This window comes from Pandoraea pnomenusa (assembly GCF_000767615.3).
Taxonomy (GTDB): Bacteria; Pseudomonadota; Gammaproteobacteria; order Burkholderiales; family Burkholderiaceae; genus Pandoraea; species Pandoraea pnomenusa.
Genome location: NZ_CP009553.3, coordinates 4,934,384 through 4,959,273, shown reverse-complemented (window position 1 = coordinate 4,959,273; position 24,890 = coordinate 4,934,384). Strand labels below are relative to the sequence as shown.

25 protein-coding genes are annotated in these 24,890 nt (G+C 66.2%); 14 read left to right on the top strand and 11 right to left on the bottom strand.

Features of this window, described 5'->3' with window-relative positions; all coding sequences use genetic code 11:
• Window positions 1-116: 116 nt before the first annotated feature.
• Complete coding sequence (locus LV28_RS46250; protein WP_023597883.1) at window positions 117-1,193, bottom strand: homocysteine S-methyltransferase family protein; 1,077 nt, start codon at window positions 1,191-1,193, stop codon at window positions 117-119.
• A 100-nt stretch (window positions 1,194-1,293) separates the two neighbouring features.
• Here LV28_RS46250 and LV28_RS46245 point away from each other — a divergent pair, with 100 nt between their 5' ends.
• The gene (locus LV28_RS46245) at window positions 1,294-1,686 is read left to right on the top strand and encodes a rhodanese-like domain-containing protein (protein WP_023597882.1); all 393 of its coding nucleotides are present in this window, start codon (window positions 1,294-1,296) and stop codon (window positions 1,684-1,686) included.
• Between the two features lie 90 nt (window positions 1,687-1,776).
• Here LV28_RS46245 and LV28_RS46240 read toward each other — a convergent pair whose 3' ends face one another.
• From LV28_RS46240 to LV28_RS46225, 4 genes are all read right to left on the bottom strand, one after another.
• On the bottom strand, window positions 1,777-2,034 hold the full coding sequence (locus LV28_RS46240) for a BTH_I0359 family protein (protein WP_023597881.1): 258 nt from the start codon (window positions 2,032-2,034) through the stop codon (window positions 1,777-1,779).
• A 185-nt stretch (window positions 2,035-2,219) separates the two neighbouring features.
• The gene (gene pcaD / locus LV28_RS46235) at window positions 2,220-3,014 is read right to left on the bottom strand and encodes a 3-oxoadipate enol-lactonase (protein WP_023872917.1); all 795 of its coding nucleotides are present in this window, start codon (window positions 3,012-3,014) and stop codon (window positions 2,220-2,222) included.
• 204 nt (window positions 3,015-3,218) lie between these two features.
• A complete protein-coding gene (locus tag LV28_RS46230) occupies window positions 3,219-4,226 on the bottom strand; it encodes a DUF3108 domain-containing protein (RefSeq protein WP_147291592.1) in 1,008 nt (335 codons plus the stop codon).
• Window positions 4,227-4,505: 279 nt separating this feature from the next.
• A complete protein-coding gene (locus LV28_RS46225) occupies window positions 4,506-5,357 on the bottom strand; it encodes an IclR family transcriptional regulator (RefSeq protein ID WP_023597878.1) in 852 nt (283 codons plus the stop codon).
• A 182-nt stretch (window positions 5,358-5,539) separates the two neighbouring features.
• Here LV28_RS46225 and LV28_RS46220 point away from each other — a divergent pair, with 182 nt between their 5' ends.
• From LV28_RS46220 to LV28_RS46195, 6 genes are all read left to right on the top strand, one after another.
• Entirely contained in the window at window positions 5,540-6,526 is a 987-nt protein-coding gene (locus LV28_RS46220; protein WP_023597877.1) for a fumarylacetoacetate hydrolase family protein, read from the top strand.
• Between the two features lie 272 nt (window positions 6,527-6,798).
• Entirely contained in the window at window positions 6,799-7,950 is a 1,152-nt protein-coding gene (locus LV28_RS46215) for an ABC transporter substrate-binding protein (RefSeq protein ID WP_023597876.1), read from the top strand.
• A 148-nt stretch (window positions 7,951-8,098) separates the two neighbouring features.
• Entirely contained in the window at window positions 8,099-8,920 is an 822-nt protein-coding gene (locus tag LV28_RS46210) for an enoyl-CoA hydratase/isomerase family protein (RefSeq protein ID WP_023872920.1), read from the top strand.
• A gap of 117 nt (window positions 8,921-9,037) precedes the next feature.
• A complete protein-coding gene (locus LV28_RS46205; protein WP_025249942.1) occupies window positions 9,038-10,051 on the top strand; it encodes a PhaM family polyhydroxyalkanoate granule multifunctional regulatory protein in 1,014 nt (337 codons plus the stop codon).
• Between the two features lie 118 nt (window positions 10,052-10,169).
• Window positions 10,170-11,459, top strand: a complete 1,290-nt coding sequence (locus tag LV28_RS46200; RefSeq protein WP_023597873.1) for a patatin-like phospholipase family protein — start codon at window positions 10,170-10,172, stop codon at window positions 11,457-11,459.
• Window positions 11,460-11,618: 159 nt separating this feature from the next.
• On the top strand, window positions 11,619-12,551 hold the full coding sequence (locus LV28_RS46195) for an AraC family transcriptional regulator (protein WP_081326971.1): 933 nt from the start codon (window positions 11,619-11,621) through the stop codon (window positions 12,549-12,551).
• 53 nt (window positions 12,552-12,604) lie between these two features.
• On the opposite strand, the gene LV28_RS46190 is transcribed toward LV28_RS46195, so the two are convergent.
• From LV28_RS46190 to LV28_RS46180, 3 genes are all read right to left on the bottom strand, one after another.
• Window positions 12,605-13,192, bottom strand: coding sequence for a LysE family translocator (locus tag LV28_RS46190; protein ID WP_023872923.1), 588 nt, complete (start codon window positions 13,190-13,192; stop codon window positions 12,605-12,607).
• Between the two features lie 121 nt (window positions 13,193-13,313).
• Window positions 13,314-13,751 carry a nuclear transport factor 2 family protein gene (locus LV28_RS46185; protein ID WP_023597870.1) on the bottom strand — a complete coding sequence of 146 codons (438 nt, stop codon included), beginning with the start codon at window positions 13,749-13,751 and terminating at the stop codon, window positions 13,314-13,316.
• Window positions 13,752-13,993: 242 nt separating this feature from the next.
• On the bottom strand, window positions 13,994-14,554 hold the full coding sequence (locus LV28_RS46180; RefSeq protein WP_029754410.1) for a chalcone isomerase family protein: 561 nt from the start codon (window positions 14,552-14,554) through the stop codon (window positions 13,994-13,996).
• Between the two features lie 761 nt (window positions 14,555-15,315).
• Between LV28_RS46180 and LV28_RS46175 the strand changes: the two genes are divergently transcribed.
• The 3 genes from LV28_RS46175 (at window position 15,316) to LV28_RS46165 (ending at window position 17,841) form a co-directional block, all read left to right on the top strand.
• Window positions 15,316-16,200, top strand: coding sequence for a ferritin family protein (locus LV28_RS46175; RefSeq protein ID WP_023597868.1), 885 nt, complete (start codon window positions 15,316-15,318; stop codon window positions 16,198-16,200).
• A gap of 133 nt (window positions 16,201-16,333) precedes the next feature.
• A complete protein-coding gene (gene rfaE2, locus LV28_RS46170; RefSeq protein WP_038619590.1) occupies window positions 16,334-16,837 on the top strand; it encodes a D-glycero-beta-D-manno-heptose 1-phosphate adenylyltransferase in 504 nt (167 codons plus the stop codon).
• A complete protein-coding gene (locus LV28_RS46165) occupies window positions 16,834-17,841 on the top strand; it encodes an asparaginase (RefSeq protein WP_038619593.1) in 1,008 nt (335 codons plus the stop codon). The genes rfaE2 and LV28_RS46165 overlap by 4 nt, the downstream gene beginning before the upstream one ends.
• A 21-nt stretch (window positions 17,842-17,862) precedes the next feature.
• Here LV28_RS46165 and LV28_RS46160 read toward each other — a convergent pair whose 3' ends face one another.
• Genes LV28_RS46160 through LV28_RS46150 form a run of 3 tightly spaced genes read right to left on the bottom strand, consistent with a single transcriptional unit; the run spans window position 17,863 to window position 20,856 of the window.
• Window positions 17,863-18,762, bottom strand: coding sequence for an SPOR domain-containing protein (locus LV28_RS46160; protein WP_038619595.1), 900 nt, complete (start codon window positions 18,760-18,762; stop codon window positions 17,863-17,865).
• Between the two features lies 1 nt (window position 18,763).
• A complete protein-coding gene (locus tag LV28_RS46155; protein WP_052408621.1) occupies window positions 18,764-19,825 on the bottom strand; it encodes a type III pantothenate kinase in 1,062 nt (353 codons plus the stop codon).
• The gene (locus LV28_RS46150; RefSeq protein WP_160117966.1) at window positions 19,825-20,856 is read right to left on the bottom strand and encodes a biotin--[acetyl-CoA-carboxylase] ligase; all 1,032 of its coding nucleotides are present in this window, start codon (window positions 20,854-20,856) and stop codon (window positions 19,825-19,827) included. The genes LV28_RS46155 and LV28_RS46150 overlap by 1 nt, the downstream gene beginning before the upstream one ends.
• Before the next feature lie 216 nt (window positions 20,857-21,072).
• On the opposite strand from LV28_RS46150, the gene LV28_RS46145 reads away from it, so the two are divergent.
• The 4 genes from LV28_RS46145 to LV28_RS46130 are packed head-to-tail and all read left to right on the top strand — an operon-like array spanning window position 21,073 to window position 24,884.
• Window positions 21,073-22,194: an MlaE family ABC transporter permease gene (locus tag LV28_RS46145; protein ID WP_023597862.1), complete on the top strand. Its 1,122-nt coding sequence runs from the start codon at window positions 21,073-21,075 to the stop codon at window positions 22,192-22,194.
• Window positions 22,194-23,123: an ABC transporter ATP-binding protein gene (locus LV28_RS46140; protein WP_023597861.1), complete on the top strand. Its 930-nt coding sequence runs from the start codon at window positions 22,194-22,196 to the stop codon at window positions 23,121-23,123. The genes LV28_RS46145 and LV28_RS46140 overlap by 1 nt, the downstream gene beginning before the upstream one ends.
• Window positions 23,113-24,072 (top strand): MlaD family protein, encoded by a 960-nt coding sequence (locus LV28_RS46135; RefSeq protein WP_023597860.1) that lies wholly within the window; start codon window positions 23,113-23,115, stop codon window positions 24,070-24,072. The genes LV28_RS46140 and LV28_RS46135 overlap by 11 nt, the downstream gene beginning before the upstream one ends.
• Entirely contained in the window at window positions 24,072-24,884 is an 813-nt protein-coding gene (locus LV28_RS46130; protein WP_023597859.1) for an ABC-type transport auxiliary lipoprotein family protein, read from the top strand. Before LV28_RS46135 ends, LV28_RS46130 begins: the two co-directional genes overlap by 1 nt.
• Window positions 24,885-24,890 lie beyond the last annotated feature (6 nt).

Below are 24,890 nucleotides of genomic sequence, written 5' to 3'. Positions count from 1 at the left end.
CGTTCAGTGGGTGGCGCATCGCGGCTTCGGGGCGACGCGCCGGGTGTCTTGCTTTCAGACCTGTCGATCTATCGGACGTGTCGTCGCCGGACACGCCGGCGACGGCGGGGCGGCGCTCAGACGTCGGCGCTGCGGTATTGCGACGGCCAGCGGCGCGGCTTCACGTCGGCCAATGCCTTGGCGATCTCGGCGATATGCTCCGGCGTCGTGCCGCAACAACCGCCCGCCAGATTCACCAGCCCGGCCTGGGCAAACTCCCTGAGCAGGCCGGAGGTCACGTCGGGCGTCTCGTCGAAGCCGGTGTCGCTCATCGGATTGGGCAGGCCGGCGTTCGGATAGACCGACACATACGTGTTGCAGAGCTTCGACAGCTCGGCGATGTAAGGACGCATCAGCGTCGCGCCCAGCGCGCAGTTCAGGCCGAACGTGAGCGGGCGGGCGTGGCGCAGCGAGTTCCAGAAGGCCTCGACCGTCTGGCCGGACAGAATGCGCCCGGACGCGTCGGTCACCGTGCCCGAGATCATGATCGGCAGCAGCTCGCCGGTGTCTTCGAACAGTTCGTCGATGGCGAAGAGCGCGGCCTTGGCGTTGAGCGTGTCGAAGATGGTCTCGACGAGAAACAGGTCCACACCGCCGTCGAGCAGCGATTTGGCTTGCGCATAATACGCGTCGCGCAACTGATCGAAGTCGACGTTGCGCGCGCCCGGATCGTTCACGTCCGGGCTGATGCTCGCCGTCTTGGGCGTCGGGCCGATGGCGCCGGCGGCGAAACGCGGCTTCTCGGGCGTGCTGAAGGCATTGCACGCCTCGCGCGCGAGCCGCGCGGACTCCCGGTTCATCTCGTCGGCCAGCGCTTCCATGTGATAGTCGCTCTGGGCGATCGTGGTCGCGCCGAAGGTGTTCGTCTCGATGATGTCGGCGCCCGCTGCCAGATACTTGCGGTGGATCTCGCTGATCACGTCCGGGCGGGTCAGCGAGAGCAGTTCGTTGTTGCCCTTGACGTCGTGCGCGAAGTCGGCAAAACGCTCGCCGCGATACTCGGCCTCGCCCAGCTTGTATTGCTGGATCATGGTCCCCATCGCGCCGTCCAGAATCAGGATGCGCGACTCGAGCAGCGCAGGCAGCGCCTGCCCGCGCGTATAGGCGCGCGTGGATGGCGTGGCGTTTGCGGCGGGTGGGGTTGCGGTGGTCATGACGGACGTCGCCTTGGAGTGGCCGGAAAACCTATAATTGTAATGGTTTTGGCGGCATTCGCCCGCGAGCCGCGCCGTTTCCCACTATTTCGACAACGATATGGAATTCCTTCTGCCGGGCGCCGCCCACCAGTTTCTGCAAGCCAACGCCAACGCGCTGTTCGTCGATTGCCGCAGCGAGATGGAATACCTGTTCGTCGGGCATCCGGCCGGGGCCATCCACGTGGCCTGGAACGACGGCCCGGACTGGGAGATCAACCCGCATTTCGTCCAAAGCGTTCGCAAGCTTGCGGGCGCGGGCGGCGACCGGCCGGTACTGCTGATCTGCCGCAGCGGGAATCGCAGCACGGCGGCGGGCGAAGCGCTGGAGGCCGCGGGTTTCCTGAACGTCTACGGTGTGCTGCACGGCTTCGAAGGCGATCTGGACGCCACGCACCACCGCAACGCCGTGAATGGCTGGCGCTTCGAGGGTCTGCCCTGGGAGCAGTGCTGAGCCTGACATGAGGTCAAGCCTTGGCGCCATGAAAAAACCCTCGCCATGGCGAGGGTTTTTCGTGTGGCTGCACCGCGTGCGGTGCCGGCGTCAGTGGAGCACGACCGGATTCGTCATGAAGGTGTCGAACTGTCCGAGAAATTCGTCGACTTCGTCTTCGGAAGGCTCGGTGGCGATCAATTTCTGCACCTCTTCACGGAATTGCCGGGCAAGCGTGCCGTCGAGAAAGATCTCACGGCCAGCGGTCTTGTCCACGATTTCATAGCCACCGGCAGACAGCGAGTGATTGCCGTTATCCGCGGCAAACTCAACGACACAGTAATTCGGGCTGTTGTAAATCATGAGCATGGCAACTCTCCTGGTGTTCCTGCATGGTCCTTGGTACCCACATAGGGGCGACGCGGCGCGATTTCAAGAGGCAGTGCCCCATGATTCGCTTATCGGCACACCGGCTGACGAATTCAATGGCGAATTCAATGGTTTCGGCCCTCCTTGGTCAAAGGTCCCGCTTCAGGTCCCGCATTCTGCAGGGTTCATACGTTAGATGCGGCCCCTTGCAAAAACGTTGCAAGGGCATTGGTTACGAACTGTTTCTGCTCGACGATCGACAGATGCGCGGCGTCGGGCACGACCACCAGACGGGCGCCGGCGATACCGTCGGCAATGCGCTGCGCGACAGGTGGCGGGGTGGAGGGATCGTTTTCCCCTACCAGCACCAGCGTCGGCGTCTCGATTTCGTGCAACCTCGATCGCACGTCGAACGCGGCAAGCGCTTCGCACGCCGCGGCAAAACCCTCCGGATGGGCGCCGGCCACCAGCGCCCGAATCCGCTCGGCCCGATGCGGATGACGCTTGCGAAACCCCTCGCTCAACCAGCGGTCCAGCGTGCCATCCGCCAGCGCCTTCATGCCATGGTCGCGGGCCTGCGCGGCGCGCTCTCGAAAGCGTTTGGCGTCGGCCTCGTCATAGCCGGCGGTGGTGTCGATCAGCGTGAGGCTGGCAATACGCTCGGGGGCGTCGAGGGCGACCTGCTGGGCGACTGCGCCGCCCATCGAGATACCCACGAAATGGGTGCGGGGGATTTCCAGTGAACTGAGCAGTGCCGTGGCGTCCGCGGCCAACTGCTTGACGGTGTAGGGCCCATGGGGCACGTCGCTGCGGCCGTGGCCGCGGCTGTCGTAGCGCAATACCCGGAAATGTGCCGCCAGTTCGGGCACCAGATCGTCCCAGACCGTCAGGTCCGCACCCAATGGGTGCGCCAGCGTCAGCCAGGGACCATGGCCGTCCACCACGTAATGCAGCGATGCTCCGTTGGCACTGACTTTCATATTGTCCGGCCTCCCGAATTTCGTCGATACATTGGCGAAGTGGCGTCGATGCACTGGGATGTTTCCGATTATGTCAGGAACACGTAACTTGTGCAGCGCGATTCGTAGTAGTGGGGCAACACTTCGTCGGGCGACCGCATGGCCGCTACATCCGCGCTGGGTTTGCGCTGGATTTTCGAGAAATCGCTCGACAATCTAAGGAATTCAGGGCGCGGACTTCTGGGTGAATATCAACTCGAATTCGTTGCCTGACGGCTCGGTCTGCTTCACGCGCACCGGCATCCAGTCGAGCGACGGCGCGAGCCAGATGTCGACACGCCGCTCGTCGCCCGCCTTGCGCGGCAAGCGCGTGAAGTGGCGCGTCTCGACATACCCCTGCGGTGTGGTCAGCGTCTCGCTGCCCACGTACTGCACCGGCCACACTTCGCTGCTGTCGGTGTCGACCACGGTGAACTCATGCGTGACGCCCACCTGCGTGTAGCGTTCGGGGTTGCCCCGCGCGTAGCTCGCCAGTTGCATCATCACGCTGAAACGGTCCTGGGCGCCAGGTGCGAGCGGCGCCGTCTGGCCCGAGCGCGAGAACGTCAGCGTCGGGGCGCCTTCGCGAAGGAAATCGGTGACGTACTCGGCCCGCCGCCCGCGTTTTTCCACGTAACGGGACGGCGCGATGCCGTTCACGTCGAAGCCGCCTTCGCTGATGAACTCGAACGTTCCGAAAAAGATGATCGGCACGGCAATGCGCAGTCGGTAGTGCCCGTTCTCGTTCACCCATTGCAGTTGGCCGGTCTGGTTGCGCACACCGTTCATGAGCGCGTCGTAAGTGAGCGTGGCGGATGGCGGCGGATCGAACTTGTCGCCATTGGCAGCCGCCGCCGTGAGCGGCGGGCCGGGCGGCGTTTGCGCCGCCGCGTCGCTCGCTGCCGCGTCCGGGGTGTCACCCGCGCCGGCGACGGTCTCGGAGGCCGCATGCGGACCGGGCGTATCGGCCGTGGCGGGGGCCGCCAGCGAGTCGGGCCGCGCCGGGGGCGCGGCCGGCTTGGTCACGGGCTTGGTCACGGGCTTGCGCACGGGGGGCTTCGTCGGCTTCGGGGGCGGTGGCGTGGGCGAGGCCTCAGGGGCAGGGGGCGCCACCGGCTTGAGTGGAATCAGCGTGATCGGAATGACGGGGATCGGCGTGTCATCGAGCGGCGTGCGATGCAGGGCGACCCACATGGCGAGGAGTCCGTGCGCGACGAGCACCGCCGCGAGCACGGCCGTCCAGACGAGCCATGGCCGGCGCCCGCCCGGCGGCCTGGCGCCGGACGCTGCATTGCGGGAGCGGCCGTTGGGATCGGAGTGATCAGGACGGGGGGGGCCGGAAAGGCGTGGGTCGCGCGAAGACACGGGAATCGAAGAGCCGGAACGTCAGTGCGTCAGCATCTCACATTGCGATGAATGTCGGTTCGACAGTTCGCACCCACCGCCGTTCAGACCGCGCCGCCACCTTGTGGCTCAGGGCCGGTGGCCGGGCGCCTGCGCATGGCCCAGATCCGCGGAGAGCTTTTGCGCGAGGGTGCGCAAGGCCGTGTCGATCGGTCCGCCCCAACTGGCGTCGAAGCGGCTTTCGGGGCCGAGCGCCATGAGCCCCATGACGAGTTGCCCTGTCGCGTCGAACACCGGCATGCAGAACGCATTGACGGACGGCAACACCGTGCCTTCCACGCGTGCCGCACGGTGTGCGCGCACATCGTCGAGCACCGCATCGTACTGCGCTCGCGTGGCCGGCAGGTGGTGGCGCGAGGCGTGCTGCAGGGCGGTGAGGGCCGCGTCGATGAGCGGCGCCGTCTGACGGGCCGGCAGGTAGGCGGCGAAAAGGCGTCCGGCCGCCGATTCGAGCATCGGCATCACGTCGCCCAGACGCAGTGGCACGCGCATCGGGAACGTTGACTCGAGCCAGTGCACGACGGTCGGTCCCTGGTTTCCCCAGACGGCGAGACCGACCGTCTGATCGATGGCGTCGCGCAGTTCGGACAGGGCAAACCGGGCGGCCTTGAAGGCGTCGATGCGCGCGAGATGGGCGAGGCCCATGCGCAGCGTGAAGGGGCCGAGGTCGTAACGGCCGCTCACGGGGTCCTGCACGATGAGCCCCAGCCGCTGGAAACTCACGAGATAGCGGTGCGCCTTGGCGGGATTCATGCCCGCGGCGTGGGCGAGATCGCGCAGCATCATCGCGTTCGACGCCTCGGTGAGAACTTCGATGAGCCGGAAGCCGACCTCGATGGACTGGATGCCCGAGCGGGTCTTCTCCTCGTCGGGCGCGGTGTCGTCGTGATCGATCTTGTTGTTTGGGTCAGGCGCTGTCATGTGTCTCCGTTGTTCTCGTGTACGTCGTGTGCGAAAGCGTCTTCGGCTTCGTCATTTTCCTTCAGCGGCGTTCGCGGCTCGCCGCGGATTGCCGCCGCCGTCGCGGCGCGGGGCGCTCAGGTAGAATCGTGCGCTTCAAGCGCCATTCTATCGGGCCCGAGACCGCCCGCAGACTCCCACACATGAAACTTGCCACTCGTAAGGACGGCACCCGTGACGGCCAGTTGATCGTCGTCTCGCGCGACCTGTCGACCGCCTGCATTGCCGATGCCATCGCCCCCACGCTGCAACGCGTGCTCGACGACTGGACCTTTTACGCGCCGCAACTGCAAACGCTTTACACCGAGCTCAATCATCATCGTGCGCGCAACAGCTTCGCGTTCGACCCAGCCGAGTGCATGGCGCCGTTGCCGCGGGCGTATCAGTGGGCCGACGGTTCGGCCTACGTGAATCATGTCGAGCTGGTGCGCAAGGCGCGCGGTGCGGAAATGCCGCCCGAGTTCTGGACCGATCCGCTCATGTATCAGGGCGGCAGCGACGACTTCATCGGTCCGACGGACGACATCGTGTGCGCGTCGGAAGACTTCGGTATCGACTTCGAGGCCGAGGTCGCGGTGGTGACCTCGGACGTGCCCATGGGCGCGAGCCCGGCGCGTGCCCTCGAGGGCGTGCGTCTGCTCATGCTGGTCAACGACGTGAGCCTGCGCAACCTGATCCCGGCCGAACTGGCCAAGGGCTTCGGCTTCTTCCAGAGCAAGCCGGCGAGCAGCTTCTCGCCGGTGGCGATCACGCCCGACGAACTCGGCGACGCCTGGCGCGACGGCCGCGTGCATCGTCCGCTCACGGTGAAGTGGAACGACAGGAAGTTTGGTGCGCCGGAGTGCGGCGAGGACATGGTCTTCGATTTCGGTCAGCTCGTGGCCCATGTGTGCAAGACACGCAACGTGCGCGCAGGCACGATCGTCGGCTCGGGCACCATCTCGAACAAGGATCGCAGTCGCGGAAGCGCGTGCATTGCCGAGAAGCGCATGCTGGAGACGATCGACAAGGGCGCCCCGGAGACGGCATTCATGCGCTATGGCGATCGCGTTCGCATCGAGATGTTCGACGCACAGGGCAAATCGATCTTCGGGGCCATCGACCAGGCGGTCGCGCCGCTCGACGAATAACAAATAGCGCGCGCGCAACGTCGCGCGTTCGCGCCGTGCGATGCCCGGAATATCGGGCACGGCGGGTGTTTGCGCGGCGCGGGGCGTGGTATCCATAGGGTGAACCCGGATATGGCGGGCAATTCCGGCTCCGCTATTCTTTGTCTCCTTGAGTCGGTTCGCACCCCTAGCGGGCGAGCCGGCCCTAATTTTCGCCGGCGCGACGTGGGGCACCCATTCCGGGAGTCCTGCGGATAGAAAAAAACAGCGCAGGCCAGACCAGGAGATTTTCCATGCGAAACCCCGTGCGCACTGTCTTGTTGGGTGCGATGTTGCTGGCGCTGGCCGGCGGCGCCGCTGCTCAGGTCAAGATCGGCGTGAGCATCTCGCTTACCGGCCCCGCCGCCTCGCTCGGCCTTCCCGCGCGCGACACCATTGCCATGCTGCCGACCGAAATCGGCGGGCAGAAGGTCGATTACATCGTGCTTGACGACGCGTCGGATACCACGACGGCCGTCCAAAACACCAAGAAGCTCATCTCCGAGAACCACGTCGACGCCATCATCGGCTCGTCGATCACGCCGAACACGCTGGCCATGCTCGACGTGATCGCCGCAGGCACCACGCCGACGATCTCGCTGGCGTCGTCCGCGCGCATCATCGAGCCGGTGGACGCCAAGCGCTACTGGATGTTCAAGACCCCGCAGACCGACGCGCAGATGGCATCGGCGATCGCCGAGCATGCAAGCCGTCATGGCGTGAAGACGATGGCGTTCATCGGCCAGGGCGACGCGCTGGGCGAGGCGTTCTACGAGGAAGTGGCGAAGTTTGCCGGGCTGCACAAGATCAAGATGGTGGCGAGTGAGCGCTTCGCGCGCACCGATCCGAGTGTGACGGGGCAGATCCTGAAGATCATGGCGACGAACCCCGACGCCGTGGTGGTGGGCGCCGCCGGCACTCCGGCCGCACTGCCGCCGAAGGCGCTCGCCGAGCGCGGTTACAAGGGCATCGTGTATCACAACCACGGCGTGGGCAATAACGACTTCCTGCGCGTGTGCGGCAAGGACTGCAACAATACGTACCTGCCGGCCAGCCCGGTGCTCGTGGCGTCGCAGTTGCCCAACGACCATCCGGCCAAGGCCGTGGCACTCGACTACATCAAGAAGTTCGACGCCAAGTATGGCCCGGGCAAGGTGGCGGCCTTCGGCTCGTATGCCTGGGATGCCGGCATTCTGCTCCAGCGCGCGATTCCGATCGCGCTCAAGACGGCCAAGCCGGGCACGCCGGAATTCCGCAAGGCGCTGCGCGACGCGATCGAGAGCAGCAAGAACGTGCACGTGTCGAACGGCGTGATCAACATGAGTCCGACGGATCACCTCGGCCTCGACCAGCGCGCCCGCGTGATGGTGAAGATCGAAAACGGCAAATGGGTGATCGCGCCGTAAGCGGCCCGACGCCCCCGGATCCTTCATGGATGTGAGCGACCCGACGGCGCTCGCATCGACCTGTTGACCGTCGGCGGTGTCGGCATTGTCCGGCGCCGCCGTTTCCCATCCCCGCCTGTGCGGGGATATTTTTTTGGAGCGGTAAGCCATGTCGCAAGACCCCTATCAACACTATCAGTCGCTGCAATTCAAGCGGCATCCGAACGGCGTGCTCGAGCTGATCATGGGCGCCGGTGCGAACAAGAGCGGCCTGTCGACGGCGGACCATCGCATGCATCAGGAGCTGGCCGACGTGTGGCGCGACATCGATCGCGACGCGCAAACGCGCGCCGTCGTGATTCGCGGCGAGGGCAAGGGATTCTCCGGCGGTGGCGACCTCTCGCTTGTCGAGGACATGGCGGACGACTTCGCCGTACGCGCGCGCGTGTGGCGCGAGGCGCGCGATCTCGTCTACAACGTGATCAATTGCAGCAAGCCGATCGTCTCGGCCATGCACGGCCCGGCCGTGGGCGCGGGCCTGGTTGCCGGGCTGCTGGCGGACATTTCGATCGCGGCGAAGACTGCGCGCATCATCGACGGCCACACGCGCCTGGGGGTGGCCGCCGGCGATCATGCGGCCATCGTCTGGCCGCTGTTGTGCGGCATGGCGAAGGCGAAGTACTACCTCTTGCTGTGTGAGCCGGTGTCCGGCGAGGAGGCCGAGCGCATCGGCCTCGTTTCGCTCGCGGTCGACGAGGCCGACCTGCTGCCCAAGGCATTCGAGGTGGCGGACAAGCTCGCGAGCGGTTCGACGACGGCCATCCGGTGGACCAAGTACGCGCTGAACAACTGGCTGCGCAGTGCGGGGCCGTCGTTCGATGCGTCGCTCGCGCTGGAATTCATGGGCTTCTCCGGGCCGGACGTTCGCGAGGGCATCGCGTCGCTGCGCGAGCGCCGCGCGCCGGACTACAAGGGTGACGCGCCGTTCTGACACACCAAGGGCACGGGCTGGGCGTATGATCGGTACAAGCGCCCCCCGGGCCCCGCAGCGCATGGCCTGCCGGTGAGCGGGCATGCCGTCCGTCCCGGACCACGACTGGAGACTGTAATGAGCGATTCGACGAGTGCCATGCCCAATGGCTTCGACATTCTCAAGAAGATGTGGGAGGCGTTCAGCCCGCCCGCGACCTTCACTTCACCGCTCACGCAGTTGATGCAGAGCGCCGCACCTTTGCTCGATCCGAACGAGATCGAGAATCGCATTGCCGAGATGCGCGCCGTCGAGCAGTGGCTCACGCTGAATCTGAACGTGCTGCGCTCGACGATCCAGGCGTTCGAGGTGCAGCGCGCGACCTACGCCACGCTGCGCGCGTTCGGCACGGGAGGCTTCGGCGCGGCGAGCGACGCAGGCGACGCCGCGCATCCGGCACAAGGCGGCGACGCGCCTACGCCCCCCTTTGGGCAAACAGGCGTGGGGGACTTCTGGCGCTCCCCGTTCGGGGCGGCGGGCGCCGCGCAGGACGTGGAGGCGTCGTCACCGGCCGCGGCAGAGCCGGAGTCGGCGCCCGAGCCCCCGGCCGATTCGCAGGAGGCGCCACCCGAGGGCGACGGCACGGTGCCGCCGTTTGCCCAGGCGGGCAATGCCTATGGCGCGCTCGACCCGTCGCTCTGGTTTAACGCCATGCGGGCGCAGTTCGATCAGATCGCCGCCGCGGCGCAGGCCGCCGGCATGTCGGCCGCGCAAATGACGGAGGCGGCCGCTGCGCAAATGTCCGACGCGGCTGCCAAGGCGACTCAGGCGACTCGGGCGACGCCGTCGAGCGCCGGTGCGGCCAAGGCGTCGAAGACCACTGGCAAGACCGCAGGCAAGACGGGCGCGGCCGCAAAGGGTGGCGCGGCAGGCAAGGCGGCGGGGAACGCTGCCGGGAAGGCCGCTGCGAAAACGGCCGCCAAGCGCGCGCCCGCCGACAAGAAGACGCCCGCGAAGTCGGCCACGGCCAGGACTGCCGCGAAGACATCGACCCGCGCGTCGACCAAGACCGTGAAAGCCACCCGCGCCTCGACGGTGTCGGAGGGGGCGCCGGTCAAGGCGCCGGGCAAGCAGGCGGCGTGGAAGTGGTGACGCCGAAGGGCGCCATCGGACGCCATGACGCGCGCAACCGCGTGTCGCCGCCGTCCATCCACGCTCGGCCACCGCCCACGTGGCGCCGCGGGCAATAACGAAGGCAGGAGGACGCCCCATGATCTCTGGCGAACGCACCGGTCTCGTCCTGATGGGCGGGGGAGCACGCGCCGCGTATCAGGTGGGCGTGCTCGCGGCGATCGCGGCAATCCAGCGTGAGGTGCTGCCGTCGCGGCGCGCGATACCGTTTCCGATTGTCTGCGGCACGTCCGCCGGGGCGATCAATGCGGCGGCGCTCGCCTCGCATGCCGATGATTTCCAGCACGGCGTCATGAAGCTCGATGCGGTGTGGCGGCAGTTTCACGCCGGGCAGGTCTTTCGCGCCGACTCGCTGGGCATGGCGGGCACCGGGGCGCGCTGGCTCGCCGCACTCTCGCTCGGATGGGCGTTGCGCCGATCGCCGCGTTCGCTGTTCGACTGGTCGCCGCTCAACGAAATGCTGCGCAATGCGATCCGTCTCGACCGATTGCCAGACGTGTTCGCGTCCGGCGCGCTCGAAGCGCTTTCGGTCACGGCGCTGTCGTACTCCTCCGGCAAACACGTCACGTTCTATCAAAGCGCCTCGCCGATCCAGCCCTGGAAGCGTTCGCTGCGTCTCGCACGCGCCGTGCCGCTCACGGTCGATCATCTGCTTGCCTCGAGCGCGATCCCGTTCCTGTTTCCGGCCATCGAACTCGATCTCGACGGACAGCCCGAATACTTCGGCGACGGGTCGATGCGTCAGATCGCGCCGCTCAGCCCGCCGATTCATCTCGGTGCGACGCGCATTCTCATCATTGGGGCGTCGCACGGTCAGTACGGGCTCGACAGCAGCGGCGAGCGCATCGGCGGCTATCCCAGCCTCGCGCAGATCGGGGGGCAGGCGCTGGCGAGCGTGTTCATCGACGGTCTGTCGGCCGATCTGGAGCGGGTCCAGCACATCAACAACGTGCTGCGGCACGTGCCCGAGGCGCATCGCGAATCGAGCGGCTGGCGGCCGGTCGAAACGCTGCTGATCTCGCCCAGCCAGCGCATCGAACCGATTGCGTCGCGGCATCTGCAACAATTGCCGCGCGCGGTGCGCACGATGCTCGGCGCGATCGGCGCCGACGAAGCCCGCGGCGCCGCGTTCGCAAGCTACCTGTTGTTCGAGTCCGCATACACCCAGGAACTCATCGCGCTGGGCGAGGCCGATGCCTACGCGCAACGTGACGCCATCGCCGCATGGCTGGTGGCCGAAGCCGACGGCACGAGCCCGCTCGACCACGTGGAAGCGGGGGCGGTGGGCGGAGCGGGCATGTCCGCGAATTCGCCGTTGTCCGTCGACGAGCCCGCAACGGTTGCCGACAGCGGCAAACCGGCGGCATGATTCGGTGTCCTCGCGGCTTCAATGTGCGACGTGCCGGCCGGCCCGGCGCCCCGGAAGTTGGTAGACTTCATGACCGACGATTCGATCACCCGCAAGCCTCGGCACCGCAGCACTGCGGTAACACCAGCCCTCTGAGTTCGCAGACAAGTTCGCACGCGCATGTCCAAAGCCACTGTTCCCTGTCCGTACCCGTCGACGTTCTGGCGCGACCCGGCATTGCCGTTCATCGAAGCGCGCGAAGTGCTCGACGGCCGTCGTGTGTGCTACGCGCTGCATAGCCACGAGACGTTCTCGATCGGGGTGGTGACGGGCGGCCGCAGCACGTATCTGAACGGGCGCGCGAGAGAAACCGTGGGGCAAGGCAGCGTCGTCGTGATGAACCCCGACGCCGTGCATGCCTGCAACCCCATCGGCGACGAAGCGTGGGCATATCGCATGTGGTTCGTGGATACGGCCTGGCTGCGCGATCTTCAGCGCGAACTGGGTTTTGGTCAGGGTCAGGATCTGCATCTGTTCGATCCGATGTCGTCGACCGATCCGGTGCTGTACGACGGACTGAACCGGCTCTACGACGTTTGTACCGACGCGTCGCGCGACCGGCTTGAACGGGAGACCGCGGTGCAGCAGTGCTTCATCGATGCGCACGAGCGTCTCAACCCGGCCCCGCGACCGATGCGCGAAGACGCACGGAAACTGCGCGACGCCGCGGACTTCATCCGCGCGCATTGTCGCGAGGCCCTGACGCTCGCGCAGATTTGCGCGGCGGCAGGATTGTCGGCGTCGTACCTTACGCGGGCATTCCGGGCGCAGTATGGCCTTACGCCCCACGCATTCCTGATGAACCAGCGGATCCAGTACGCCCGTGCGCGGTTGCGCCGCGGCCACGCCATTGCCGAAGTCGCGCTCGATGCGGGATTCGCCGATCAGGCCCACTTCCAGCGAACGTTCAAACAACTGCTCGCTGCGACGCCCGGGCACTATCGAGGCGCGCTCGACGCGCGTGGTGCCGGCGATTCGGGGCAGTCGCCCGATGCTGGCGACGCGGCGGCGTTGCGCGCGGCGTGCGATGTCCCGCAGTCCCGGGCGGCGTGACAAGTCGCCCGGGACTGCGGCGCTGAAGATGAATGGCCGTCGTGCCCGTGCCGCTACCCGGCCGCCACGAGATACACCGCGCTTCCTGCCAACAATGCGGCCATCACACGGTTCAGGCGTCGCACACGTACCGCGTCGCGCATATGGTGGCGGAGCATCGCGCCTGCCACTGCCCAGCACCCGACCGAGAGCCAGCACACCACGAAGTAGATCGCCGCGAACTGCCAGATGCGCAGCGGGTCTCCGGCCGTGTACGCACCCATCCCGGCGAGCGCGGCAAGCCACGCCTTCGGATTGAGCCATTGCATGACGGCGCCATTCGATAGCGTCGGGCCACGCGCCGTGTCGGAGTCGCCGAGCTCGCCATTGTCCACGGCCAGCTTGTACGCCATATACAGCAGAAACGCCACGCCGAACCACTGGATTGCGTGCAGGAGCCCCGGCACGCGCTGAAGCAGTTCGTACACCCCGAAGCCAACCGCAACGAGCAGCACGACGAAGCCGACCGTCGCACCGGTCACGTGACGCAGGCTGGCGACGAACCCATAACGGGCGCCCGAGCCCAGCGCCACGACATTGACCGGCCCGGGGGTAATGGACGCGGCCAGCGCAAAAGCCGCCATCGAATAAAAGAGTGTCATCGGAGCCCTCAGTGCCAAAACGATGCGAATGAAACGAGGTTCCGAGCGTAGCCGCACGGGCTGGCGGCGTATTGAACAAAACTGCCCTTCAACAGGCCCCGTGCAATTTCGTGCCGGTGGTTCAGCCAAGCAGGCGATGGCGTAACCATCTCAGCAAACGACCCATGAACGGAAGCTTGAGGTAGAGATCCTCCGTGGCGTCCCAATAGTCGCGCTGGTAGGCGACGCGACCGTCCACGGCGAGCCGGAGATGCGACGCGCCGTGGATGATCTGCTCGTCGTCGAGCCAGCGCCTCGCGTGAAAGTGCAGATTCCATACCAGCATCGCCTGATTGTGCTGCAGCAGCGTGGCGGTAATCTCGAAGCGCGGCACGTCGACGCGCTCGAACAGTTGCATGAGCAGTCCGGCGACTTCGGCGGCGCTGCGCACTTCGTGCAACGGCGTTCGAAGATAGACGTTGGGCGTATAGAACTCGCCCAGATTCGCAATGCTCTGGCGGGTGAGGGTCTCGAGGAAGCGCGTCAGGCGTGTCAGCGCCGCAGCATGATCGATATCCATGGGCACACTCGCATCGGCGCTGTCACAGCCGCGATTCGATGGACAGCCGGGAACGTTCGGACGACCGCGTAGCCAGCGCGACGCCTGCGGGCCTCAGTCCGTCGACTTGCCGACCCGCCCCAAGCGGGCCGGCGCCAAGGCCCGGTGGCAGCGCGGCCCTCCTCGTAACTTACCAGCCGGAACAACTGGATGCACCGGGGAGGTGCGCCGGTCGTGGCGCCGATGCGACATCGCGCATCGGATCAACGGGCGTCGCTGATCAACTCCGCACGTAGGTCGGGCGCGCTGGTGCGCGGGTCGAGCCAGATCGCGAAGAAGGCGCGGCCGAAGGCATCGCCCGCGATGCGCCCAATCAGTTTGCCGTCGGAAAAGAAGCGGGTGCCGTCACCGGGTCGGAACACCCCCGTGAGGTGCTGTCCGGCCGAGACGTCCGGCAGGATACGCGCGAGTTCGTCAGCCCAGTGCTGCCGCTCGGCATCGGTGGCGACCTGCAACTTGGTCATTTCGATCAGGCTGCGTTGCACCAGCGTATGCGACGTGAAACTGCGCGCATAGCGCAGATCGAGCACCAGCGGATGCGCACTCCAGTTCGCGCTCACGCGATCGGCGCCGGAAAACAGCTCGGCGTCGTAAAGATGGAAGCCCAGGCGGGTGAACGAGCCGTGGCCGACCAGACGTACGGCCGGCGTCTCCTGCGAGGCGAGTTGCCCAACGTCGAATGCCTGGGCGTGAGGGGCAACGGCGACTGCCGTCAACAGGCAGGCCATGCGCAGCCATAGGGCGAATGCGGGACGAGTTGCCATGCTCGGCTCCTTATCGGTCAAGGATTCCGTCGAGTAGGTTGGCCCGTGTCGTAGCGTCGAAGTTTCGGCTAGCGACTTGTTGCGAAATTGCGACTGAGAACTATCCTCAAACAAGGCGTCGGAATCCGGGTATGCGGATCCGCACCCCGCCGAAGGCCTCGCGTTCCTGGGATAGGTCCGGGTCTGCTATCGCGGTACGACGTTTCCAGCGTAGACCATGGACCGCCGTCCGCGCAGGCCCGTGGCACAAGGACTTACCCTGATGACCGGGGCGGTGTCGCATTGGATTCGCATTGGATCGACGTCCACCGGCGGCGGGCGAAGCGCGCGCAGCGACGGCCGGTGCGGGGAATGTCGCGAAGTGGATCGACGGTGACGTCGACGACGCTCGCCGCCGTTCAAGCTTAGGCCCTCCGCGTGACATTTTGACGGCCGTCAAAATTACGACGTATTACCGTCACGTGAGTGTCAGACGCGCCGGGGATGAAAGATATTTATGTTATGATTCAAGAGTTTGCCCATATTTTAGTAAGGTCGCTCTAAGCCATATCGCCAGGATGCGGCCACGTAATAGCGTAATAGCGACGTAACAGGCGTAACATCGCCGTCCTTCTGCGACGGCAGGGTTCAAGACGTGAAGCCGGGACGGCGGGGGCCTCCCGCGACGCGCTCACCGTTTTGTCTGTCGAAATTCGGCGTAAACTTTCACAATACTATCTTGAGTCCTGGTGTAAGGTCTCGCGACCTTGGGGGTAATTGAAATGAACGAAATGCTGTATCCCGAACTTTACAAGTCGCTGGAGGCAGTGCGTTGGAACATGGAAAAGGACATTCCGTGGGACAAGTTCGACGCGAGCCAGCTCACCGACGATCAGGCGCGCACCATCAAGATGAACGCCATCACGGAATGGGCGGCATTGCCGGCCACCGAGATGTTCCTGCGCGACAACCGTGACGACAGCGATTTTTCCGCGTTCATGAGCGTGTGGTTCTTCGAGGAGCAAAAGCATTCGCTGGTGCTCATGGAGTATCTGCGCCGTTTCCGTCCGGATCTGGTGCCGACCGAGGCCGAGCTGCACGCGGTGCGTTTCCCGTTCGATCCGGCGCCGCCGCTCGAGACGCTCATGCTGCACTTCTGCGGCGAGATCCGTCTGAACCATTGGTATCGCCGGGCTGCAGAGTGGCACACCGAGCCGGTCATCAAGGCCATCTACGAAATCATTTCGCGTGACGAAGCCCGTCATGGCGGCGCATACCTGCGCTACATGAAGAAGGCGCTCACGAGCTTCGGCGACAACGCGCGTGCCGCGTTCGCGAAGATCGGCGTGCTGATGGCGTCGGCGCGCCGCACCGAAAAGCCGCTGCATCCGACCAACCTGCACGTGAACAAGGACCTGTTCCCGAACGACACCGTGCAGTCGCGTCTGCCGGAGCCGGAGTGGCTCGAGCACTGGCTCGACGAGCAGATCAAGTTCGACGACAGCTGGGAGAAGAAGGTGGTCGAGCGCATTCTGCACAACATGTCGCTCCTGTTCGAGCGCACGTTCGCGACGGCGCAGGACCTGAACCGTTACCGCAAGGAAATCACGAGCCGTCTGGCCGCTGTCACGGCCCCGGCGGCACCGGCCGTCGCAACGGCATCGTAAGCGGATCGCGCCCTGGAGAGCCGCGGGTCTTGCGGGGTGCGATGGACGTATCGACGAAAGAGGGGCTTCGGCCCCTTTTTTGTTGCCTCGCGCTCGACGTGGGACAATATCGCGTCAACTTCGATCGATCGTCATGTCATCTTCCCCCGTCATTCCTCAGGCCGATTTCGAGGCCAAGATCGTCTCGCGCGAGGCCCTCGCCGCGCTTGCGCCAACGCTGCCGCGTCCGTTGGTATTCACCAACGGCGTGTTCGACATCCTGCACCGCGGTCATGTGACTTACCTCGCGCAAGCGCGCGCATTCGGGGCATGTCTCGTCGTCGGCGTGAATACGGACGCTTCGGTGCGCACGCTCGGCAAGGGCGACGACCGTCCCATCAACAACGAACAGGATCGCGCCGCGCTGCTCGCGGCGCTGCAAAGCGTGGACTACGTGGTGACGTTTGGCGAGTCGACGCCACAGGCGCTGATCGAGGCGGTGCGGCCCGATATCCTGGTCAAGGGCGGTGACTACGACATGGACGTCCTTCCCGAAGCGGCCCTCGTGCGGGGCTGGGGCGGCAAGGCGCTGGCAATCCCGTTCGAACATCAGCGCTCCACCACGTCGTTGCTCAAGAAAGTGCGGGCCCAGTCATGAATCTTGCCCCGCTCGTCGAGGTCACCCGCGGCGCCCAGGGCGTCGATACCGTGGAGTGCGTTCATTACGGCAGTGTGGCTGTCGTTGATGCGCAGGGTCATTTGCGCTACGCGGCCGGCGATCCCTCGTTCCTGACGTTTTCGCGCTCGACCCTCAAGCCGTTTCAGGCGCTGCCCTTCGTCGAGGGCGACGGCGTCAGGCACTTTGGCCTGACGCAGCCGGAGTTGGCGCTGCTTTGCGCCAGCCATTCGGGCGAGAGCTTCCACGTCGAAGGTGTGGCGAGCCTGCTGACCAAGGCGGGCTGCGACGAGCATCATCTGCAATGCGGTTGCCATACGCCGACCTTTTACTCGGCGACGGGCAAACGAGCGCCCGCGGATCTGAAGCCGACGCCGCTGCACCACAACTGCTCAGGCAAGCACGCCGGTTTTCTTGCGTACTGCGTGCAGCACGGCTTGCCGCTCGATACCTACCTGGATCCGGCGCATCCGTTGCAGCAGGCCATTCGTGCGCGTGTGGGCGATGTCGTCGGCGTGAAGGGCGATGCCTTGCGGTTGGGGATCGACGGGTGCTCCGCGCCGAATTACGCGCTGCCGCTCGAGAAGCTGGCGGGCGCCTATGCGCGCCTTGCGGCAAGCGACGATGCGGCACTCTCGACACTGTTCGACGCCATGACGCAGCAACCCGAGATGGTGTCCGGTACCGCGCGCAACGATCTGGCGTTCATGCGCATGGCGCCAGGCGACTGGGTCGCCAAGATCGGCGCCGACGGCGTGCAGACGATCGGCGTGCGATCCGCCGGATTGGGTATCGCGATCAAGGTGGTCGACGGCAACATGCGCGCGCTCTACACCGCTGCCGTCGCCGTGTTGGAGGCCCTCGGTCTGGTGACGTCCGCCCGGACGACAGGGTTGGCGCCCTGGGTGACTCCGGTCGTCAGGAACGCGCGCGGCTTCCAAACGGGTGTCGTGCGGCCGGTCGTGGACCTCCGGCGTGTGTGCTGACGGCGTCGATGCCCCTCTCGTCTAGCGAACCCCGGCCGGCGGGCTGCCGGCGGGCACCGGGCAGGCACGCACCATTTGCGCCGACCACTGTTGTGTGACAACGCCACGCACCTGCGTGGCGGCATTCCCGTTAATGCCGGCAATGCGATAAATGATCCGGCTACGGGCGTTCGGCCGCTCGCTCAATTGCGGCGTGAGCCCCTTCTTCTGTGCGGCGGCCATCAACCGCACGGCGCGCTCGCGATCGTTGAACAATCCCAGCGATACCACCACATTCGATCCGTCGTCGTTGAGCAGGAAATACTCCGTCACGCCCGCCGCGCGCAATTGGGCAACCTGTTTGTCGGCCGCCGCCTTGTTCGGGACGGGGTCCAGGTGCACCCAATAGCGCTTGTCGACGGCGATCGACTGAATGTCGCCCTGACCCGACGGCAGGGCCGCGAGCAGCAGCCCCCGCGCTTGAGGTGCGTCGCTGGCGGAGAATGGGCCGATATCCAGGCACGCCGTTGCCACGGCGGCTGCGGCTGCCGACGATGCGGCGCCCGCCTGTGTCGTGCTCGTCTCGGCCTGCACGGCGCCAGGCGCTGCAGCTGCGACGGCCTGACTGGTCGCAGCTGCGGCCACGCCCGATATGCCTGACGCGCCCGTAGCGCCCGAAGCGCCCGAAGCGCCCGACGGCGCGACAGCCTGCGACGCGGTGCTCTCGCGCGCCTCGACTTTCGGGGTTGCGGCATCCGATGCCGGTTCGCTGAGTTGGGCGCCCAACAGGCGAATCTTCGCGGGTTCGATCTGCTGCGCCACGCGCATCGGCTCGCGCCCCGAAGTCGCCAGGAGGTCGTGCCATTTCAGCCAGCCGAACTGTACCGCGGCCAACGCCGCATTGGCGGCAAGAAAGACAGCGAGTAACAAGGCACGCAACATCTCAGGCACCTCTGCGGGAGGGGCGGTCATCGTGCGAGAGCGACGATGGCGCCGACGCGGCGGGTGCGGCGGATTCCCCGGCGCCGGCGGTGTGAAGCGCGACTTCGTACAAGCCGGCCGGCACCAGTTGATCGTGTTCGGTAAACGGCAAGGCAAGGGTCTGCGCAAGCGCCTGGCGCGCGCCGCCCGAGAGAACGCAACGCACGGGCGCCCCGAGCTGGCTTTGGAGTTGTGCGTGGCTGCGCTCGACAAGCCCGGCCTGTGCCGCGGCGCATCCTCGGAGAATCGCATCCGACGTGCTACGCGCAAATGCCTGGCCGCCGGTGGGCGTCGTGGCGTCGAGCGTCGGTAATTGCGCGGTGCCTTGCGCGAGCGACTGGAGCATCAGCGCGGGCCCGGGCGCGATCAGTCCGCCGAGGTAATCGCCATCCGCACGAAGGGCCTCGACCGTCGTTGCGGTCCCCAGTGTGACGATCAGCAAATGCTCGCCGGGCCAGGCGGCATGGGCGCCGATCAGGCTGGCCCACCGATCGCTGCCGAGCTGGGCCGGGGAAAGGTAGCCATTGCGCACACCGGCGCGCGAATCGCTGGCGCGCAGCACCTGGAGCCAATCGGCTGACGCCATGCCCCACAGCGTTTGCAGTGTCATGCGAACGGCCTGCTCCGCCGCCTCGCCCGCGACATTGGCCAGCCAGACGCCCGCGGGCGCCGGGCAGATGAAGCCATCGTCCTGGCCGCCCTGACCGAGCGCCATCGGTGCCGAATTCGGCGCGAAGTGGGGCTGGCTGCCGACACCGGCGGCCAGGGCCGCCCAACCTGCACGAATCTGGGTGGCGAGCGTGCGCCACTCGGCGTGATCGACGGCGCCACTGGCGAGAAAGCCCGGCGCGGCGGCACGCCAGTGCTTCGGTCGGACCGCGGGTGCGAGCGCCCACTTGATCCGGCTGTTACCTGCGTCGATCAGGAGCCACGGGGCGGGATGCGCCGCCCCGGTCGAGCCCGGTCCCGCCGGTGGCGCCAGACTTGCCGGCGTGCGCGCAGGCCCTTGCCGGGAATCGGTCATCAGCGGGCCTCCTGCGTGCCAGGCGCGCGATCGAGCAGGCGCACGGACACCTCGCCGCTCGCAATGACGCGCTCGCCTTGTGACGTGGCCACGCGCAGACAGCCATGTCCGTCAACGCCGAGTGCCACACCATGCAGGACGTCGCGCCCGTGCTCGATGATTCGAATGGCGGCCCCACCATAGGCATGCATGGCTTCCCAGTCTTCGCGAAACGCCGCGAAGCCCTGCGTCGCAAACCGGTCCAGCATGGCAGTGAGGCGCTTGACGAGGGCGACGAGCACGGTCGACATGTCCGGCTCAGGAAACACGGATTCGAGTGCCGCCGGTGGCGTGGCCGGCACGACGGGTGTCGGCGCCGGGGACCGGTTCGATGCACCCGACGCATCCGAGGCACTCGCGGCACTTGCTGCCGCGTTGTCGATCCGGGTGGCCACATCGTCCGCGCGGCGAAGATTGAGACCGATGCCGATAACGATGCCAATACGCCCCGGGCCTGCCGGAACGGTTTCGATCAGAATGCCCGCCAGCTTGCCCCCTCGCAGCAGCACATCGTTCGGCCACTTCAGACCGAGCGCCTGCGGCGCCGACAACGGCAAGTCGGAAAGTCCTTCGATCACCGCCACACCGGTGGCGAGCGACAAGCCCGCCAGGTCCGCAGGTCCGCCGGACATCACATAAGCCAGCGAGAACATCAGGCTGTCGCCGGGCTGGCTCTGCCACGCCCGGCCGCGCTGCCCGCGCCCGGCGGTCTGGACCATGGCGGCACGCACGGTCGGCGCACACGCGACGTTCTCGCGAAGGCGCGCGAGCAAGTCGAGATTCGTGGAGCCGGTCGTCTCGACCACCTCGATTCCCCAGCCACGGCAAGCGGCGCTCAGTCGGGAGCGAATGCGTTCGCCGTCCAGCCGGCGCGATGCGACGTCGAGCCGGGTCCCGGCGGTTGCGCCGACGGCGGATTCGGTGCCATCGGCGGCCACGGAGGCCTGGGCGGCGCAGAGGATGTCCGGGGAGGAGGATGTGGCGTTATTCATGGCTGCTATTGTAGCGGCGAGGCTGGCGGCGCGTCGGTCTGATCGGCGCAAATGCCCGTGTTTCGGCATTATCCGACGCTCGGGTGAGCCGATTCCGAGAGCTTTTCAGACCGCACCGGGTTGCCATCGATTAGCCCCACCTGTACCGTACAATGACCGCGTTTCGCTGGACGCGAGCCGAATTCCAGCGGGTTTGTTGTCAGGAGACTCTCTGTTTTGAACCTCGATGCCGTGCCCACTCTGGAGCTGACCACCACGGCGCAAGGCCCGGTGGTCATGCTTCGCGGCCTGTGGACGGCACTGGCCCTCTCGCAGCGCAAGAAAACGCTGCTTGGTCTGGTGCGTGCCTTGCCGAATGGCCCGCTGGCGTGGGACCTGACGTGCGTCGAAAGGCTGGACCACGTGGGCGCGCAAGCGCTTTGGCGGTATTGGCAACGGCAATACCCCGAGCGCATTTCGCTGACGCCGACACAACGCGCGCTGTTCGATCACCTGGCCGAATTCGACCGAACGCGGCAGAGCCCGGTGCCGGCGCGCCGTGTCGATCCGATCAGCCGCCTGGGGTATTCGCTGTTCTCGCTCGGAGAACACCTGCGCGACGGCATCGCGATGTTCGGCCGGTTCGTGATCGACCTCGGTCGCGTGGTTCGCCATCCGGTGCGTGCCCCGTGGCTGGAGATGTCCGCCAATGTCTACAGCGCGGGGGCCAAGGCGCTCGGCATCACCGCGCTGGTGGCCTTCCTGATCGGGATCGTGCTGTCCTACCTCTCTGCCCAGCAGTTGAAGCTGTATGGAGCGAGCACCTTCATCGTGAACATCCTGGGCCTCGCGGTCATTCGCGAACTTGGCCCGGTGCTCGCGGCGATTCTCGTCGCGGGGCGCTCGGGGTCCGCCTTTACGGCGCAGCTCGGGGTGATGCGTGTGACCGAGGAACTCGACGCCATGCGCGTGATGGACATCCCGCACGGGCTCCGTCTGGTGCTGCCGAAAGTCATCGCGCTGGCCATCGCCATGCCGCTGCTCATCATGTGGACGAACATCATCGCGCTGCTTGGCGGCGCACTTGCCGCGAAGTACGAACTGGGCATCGGTCTGCATTATTTCTTCACGACGCTGCCGAATGCCGTACGCGTCGCGAATCTATGGATCGGTCTGGGCAAGGGCGTTGTCTTCGGCATGCTGATCGCGCTGGTCGCCTGTCATTTCGGCATGCGCGTCAAACCGAACACGCAAAGCCTGGGCGAGGGCACCACGCAGTCGGTGGTGACGTCGATCACCGTGGTGATTCTGGCCGACGCGGTCTTTGCCATCATGTTCCGCAATGTGGGGATCGGCTGATGCGCACGACCACCGTATCCGATCCTTCCCGCCAAGGTGCGGCGCCCGAGTCCGGCGGTGACGTGCTTTTCGGCGCTTCCAGCGGGTGTCCGCCGGTATCGTCGACCCTGCCGGGCGAAGCACAGCCGGTGATCGAAGTGCATGACCTGACCAAACGCTACGGCACGCATACGATTCACGAGCACCTCGACCTCACGGTGGGGCAGAGCGAGATCATCGCGCTCGTTGGCGGATCGGGTTCGGGCAAGACAACACTGATCCGGCAGATCATCGGGCTGGAGGCGCCGACGAGCGGTCATATCCGGATTTTCGGCCACGACATCACGATGATCGACCGTCGCGCGGCGCACTTGCTGCGCCGTCGGTCGGGCATGCTCTTTCAGCGCGGCGCCCTGTTCTCCGCCATGACCGTGTTCGACAACATCGCGCAGCCATTGCGCGAGCTGCATACGCTCTCGGAGGACCTGATTCGAGATGTGGTGATGTACAAGCTCGAAATGGTCGGACTGTCGGGGCGCATGGCCAATCGCATGCCGTCGGAGTTGTCTGGCGGGATGATCAAACGGGTGGGGATCGCGCGGGCGATTGCACTGGAGCCGGAACTGCTCTTTCTCGACGAGCCGACGGCGGGGCTCGACCCGCAGGCGTCCGATGAGTTCGTGGACATGGTTCGCGGCCTGCACCGCTCGCTTGGACTGACGGTCGTGATGGTGACGCACGATCTCGACACGGTCATGATGCTGGCCACCCGCGTGGCGGTGCTCGCGGAGCGCAGGGTGATCGTCAACGCGCCGGTCGAGGACGTGGTTCGGGTCGATCACCCGTTCATTCACAGCTTCTTCCTCGGTGAGCGCGGCAGACGCGCGTTGCTGGCTTTGCCTGCGGCAAGGCGCGCCAGGATTTCGGAGTTACTCGACGATGGAAAATAAATCGCACGCTTTCATGGCGGGCCTGTTCACGCTGGTACTGCTCGCGGCGGTCGCCGCCTCGGTGTACTGGTTCAATCGCGACAATCGCGAGCGTGTCCCGTACGACCTGGTGGCGCACACGAACGTCACGGGGCTCAACCCGGAATCGGCCGTGCGGTACCGCGGCCTGGCCGTGGGCAAGGTCGAGTCGATCAAATTCGATCCGCGCACGCCCGGACAGATCCTGATTCGCATTCTCGTCAACGAGGGCACCCCGATGACCCAGTCGACGTTCGCCACGCTGAGCTACCAGGGCGTAACGGGACTGGCATTCGTGCAGCTCGACGACGACGGGCACGATCGGACGCTGCTGCCGTCGTCGCCGGCGCACGTGGCACAGTTGCGGCTTCGCCCGAGTTTCGTCGACGAACTTCAGCGGCGCGGCAACAATCTGGTGCACCAGCTGGAAGAGGCGACGTCATCGGTCAACAAGCTGCTCGCACCGGAGAACCGACAGGCGATTCTCGACTCGATCAACAGCGTGAAGACCGCCGCGCAAAGTGTGAATCGCGTGGCGCAGCAACTCGAGCCGGTCACCCGTCAGTTGCCCGACACGGTGCGGGAACTCAATGGCACTTTGTCCGGCGCGAATCGTCTGACGAATCAGTTGGCCGACCCGCAAGGACCGCTCGTGCGCAATCTGAACAGCGTCGGTCGTGCGGCCGATCAGGCGACGTCGAGTCTGGCGGCGTTCGAAGGCACGATGCACACGTTCGAAGGATCGCTGCAGCAAGAAGCGCTGCCGCGCCTGAACCGGTTGTCCGACGAACTGCGCTTCACGTCGCAGGCGGTCGGGCAGGCCGCCGACACCATCAATCGCAATCCGCGCGCGTTGCTGTTCGGCACGACGCCGCCGACGCCCGGTCCGGGCGAAGCGGGCTTTTCGTGGCCGGGCGCGGCGGGGCAGTAATGCGCGACATCGTGATGCAAGGGGAAATCGAGATGACCAAGCCGAGCACGGCGAGCACACACACAGTCCACACCGGCGTCGGTCCGCTGCGTCTGCTAAGCACCTGGATGCTGGGTCTGGGCGCGGCGATACTGGTCGCGGGATGCGCGGCACCGTCACCCTCGAATTCGGTCGCCCGGTTCGACCTCGGGCCGCCGACGATGCCGGCGGCCGCGGGAGCCGCGGGAAATCCGGCCGTCGCCGACGTGGCGGGTGCCCCGCGTCTCGCGCCGTTGAAGGTGGTGGTCAGTGCGCCGAGCTGGCTGGATACCGAGATGATCTATTACCGCCTTCCCGCTCGCGATGGCGACCAGGCGCGCGTGTACGCGAACAGCCGGTGGCTGGCGTCTCCCGCTCGGCTCTTCGGCGACCGCCTGCGTGCGGCGCTGTCCGTCGACCGTCCGGTACTGGCTGCCGGTGATCCGACCGCGGCGCCCGCCCTGCGTGTCGAGATCGAGGAGTTCGCACAGTACTTCGACAGTGCGTCGACCAGTCATGGGGTCGTGCAGATGCGCGCCACCCTGTTCGACGGCCCGAAGTTGCTCGCGCAAACCACGTTGCGCGCCCAGGCGCCCGCGGCGACAGCGGACGCCGCAGGGGGGGCGAAAGCCCTGGCAGCGGCGTGCGACGCCGTGCAGACGCAACTCATCCAGTGGCTCGCCGGGCGCGTGCCTGCGCCATCCGCGACAACGCGGGGGCCGGCCGAGTCGCATGCGACGCCGGCGTCGATGGCGCAGCCGGCGACTTCGGGTGCCGCCGCGCCCGCCCGATAGGCAGAC

Excerpts from the sequence above, each read along its gene's own strand:
- LV28_RS46250 (WP_023597883.1), bottom strand. The coding sequence starts at position 1,193 with ATGACCACCGCAACCCCACCCGCCGCAAACGCCACGCCATCCACGCGC.
- LV28_RS46245 (WP_023597882.1), top strand. The coding sequence starts at position 1,294 with ATGGAATTCCTTCTGCCGGGCGCCGCCCACCAGTTTCTGCAAGCCAAC.
- LV28_RS46240 (WP_023597881.1), bottom strand. The coding sequence starts at position 2,034 with ATGCTCATGATTTACAACAGCCCGAATTACTGTGTCGTTGAGTTTGCC.
- pcaD (WP_023872917.1), bottom strand. The coding sequence starts at position 3,014 with ATGAAAGTCAGTGCCAACGGAGCATCGCTGCATTACGTGGTGGACGGC.
- LV28_RS46230 (WP_147291592.1), bottom strand. The coding sequence starts at position 4,226 with ATGTGGGTCGCCCTGCATCGCACGCCGCTCGATGACACGCCGATCCCC.
- LV28_RS46225 (WP_023597878.1), bottom strand. The coding sequence starts at position 5,357 with ATGACAGCGCCTGACCCAAACAACAAGATCGATCACGACGACACCGCG.
- LV28_RS46220 (WP_023597877.1), top strand. The coding sequence starts at position 5,540 with ATGAAACTTGCCACTCGTAAGGACGGCACCCGTGACGGCCAGTTGATC.
- LV28_RS46215 (WP_023597876.1), top strand. The coding sequence starts at position 6,799 with ATGCGAAACCCCGTGCGCACTGTCTTGTTGGGTGCGATGTTGCTGGCG.
- LV28_RS46210 (WP_023872920.1), top strand. The coding sequence starts at position 8,099 with ATGTCGCAAGACCCCTATCAACACTATCAGTCGCTGCAATTCAAGCGG.
- LV28_RS46205 (WP_025249942.1), top strand. The coding sequence starts at position 9,038 with ATGAGCGATTCGACGAGTGCCATGCCCAATGGCTTCGACATTCTCAAG.
- LV28_RS46200 (WP_023597873.1), top strand. The coding sequence starts at position 10,170 with ATGATCTCTGGCGAACGCACCGGTCTCGTCCTGATGGGCGGGGGAGCA.
- LV28_RS46195 (WP_081326971.1), top strand. The coding sequence starts at position 11,619 with ATGTCCAAAGCCACTGTTCCCTGTCCGTACCCGTCGACGTTCTGGCGC.
- LV28_RS46190 (WP_023872923.1), bottom strand. The coding sequence starts at position 13,192 with ATGACACTCTTTTATTCGATGGCGGCTTTTGCGCTGGCCGCGTCCATT.
- LV28_RS46185 (WP_023597870.1), bottom strand. The coding sequence starts at position 13,751 with ATGGATATCGATCATGCTGCGGCGCTGACACGCCTGACGCGCTTCCTC.
- LV28_RS46180 (WP_029754410.1), bottom strand. The coding sequence starts at position 14,554 with ATGGCAACTCGTCCCGCATTCGCCCTATGGCTGCGCATGGCCTGCCTG.
- LV28_RS46175 (WP_023597868.1), top strand. The coding sequence starts at position 15,316 with ATGAACGAAATGCTGTATCCCGAACTTTACAAGTCGCTGGAGGCAGTG.
- rfaE2 (WP_038619590.1), top strand. The coding sequence starts at position 16,334 with ATGTCATCTTCCCCCGTCATTCCTCAGGCCGATTTCGAGGCCAAGATC.
- LV28_RS46165 (WP_038619593.1), top strand. The coding sequence starts at position 16,834 with ATGAATCTTGCCCCGCTCGTCGAGGTCACCCGCGGCGCCCAGGGCGTC.
- LV28_RS46160 (WP_038619595.1), bottom strand. The coding sequence starts at position 18,762 with ATGTTGCGTGCCTTGTTACTCGCTGTCTTTCTTGCCGCCAATGCGGCG.
- LV28_RS46155 (WP_052408621.1), bottom strand. The coding sequence starts at position 19,825 with ATGACCGATTCCCGGCAAGGGCCTGCGCGCACGCCGGCAAGTCTGGCG.
- LV28_RS46150 (WP_160117966.1), bottom strand. The coding sequence starts at position 20,856 with ATGAATAACGCCACATCCTCCTCCCCGGACATCCTCTGCGCCGCCCAG.
- LV28_RS46140 (WP_023597861.1), top strand. The coding sequence starts at position 22,194 with ATGCGCACGACCACCGTATCCGATCCTTCCCGCCAAGGTGCGGCGCCC.
- LV28_RS46135 (WP_023597860.1), top strand. The coding sequence starts at position 23,113 with ATGGAAAATAAATCGCACGCTTTCATGGCGGGCCTGTTCACGCTGGTA.
- LV28_RS46130 (WP_023597859.1), top strand. The coding sequence starts at position 24,072 with ATGCGCGACATCGTGATGCAAGGGGAAATCGAGATGACCAAGCCGAGC.